A 356-nucleotide genomic window follows, 5' to 3' on the forward strand; every position below is an offset into this window, starting at 1 on the left:
CCCATGCCGGGCCGCTGGCTGCCCTGCCCGGTGAACAGCACCGCCGGCCCGCCGCCCAGCCCGCTGACGGCGGCCGGAGCCGGCGTGGTGGCGCCGTCGCGGGCGAGGGTGCGCAGACCGGCCAGGAACTCCTCGCGGTCCCGGCCCACGACCACCGCGCGGTGTTCCATCTCGGAACGCCGCATCAGGGAGTAGGCCACGTCGGCGACGGCCAGGCCGGGCCGTTCCTCGACGTACGCCAGCAGGCGTTCGGCCTGCGCCCGCAGCGCTCCGGCCGAGCGGCCCGAGAGCATCCACGGCACCAGCGTGCCGTCGGCGAGCGCCCGGCCGGTCGTGGTGGCCGGCTCCTGCTCGGG

At 78.1% G+C, this 356-nt stretch carries 1 protein-coding gene; it reads right to left on the bottom strand.

The window, feature by feature from the left end; all coding sequences use genetic code 11:
• Positions 1–356: CurL C-terminal domain-containing protein (locus tag VR44_RS40555; RefSeq protein ID WP_045952716.1), on the bottom strand; the 356-nt coding region annotated here is incomplete at both ends.

It is taken from the genome of Streptomyces katrae, assembly GCF_000966975.1.
Classification (GTDB): Bacteria; Actinomycetota; Actinomycetes; order Streptomycetales; family Streptomycetaceae; genus Streptomyces; species Streptomyces katrae.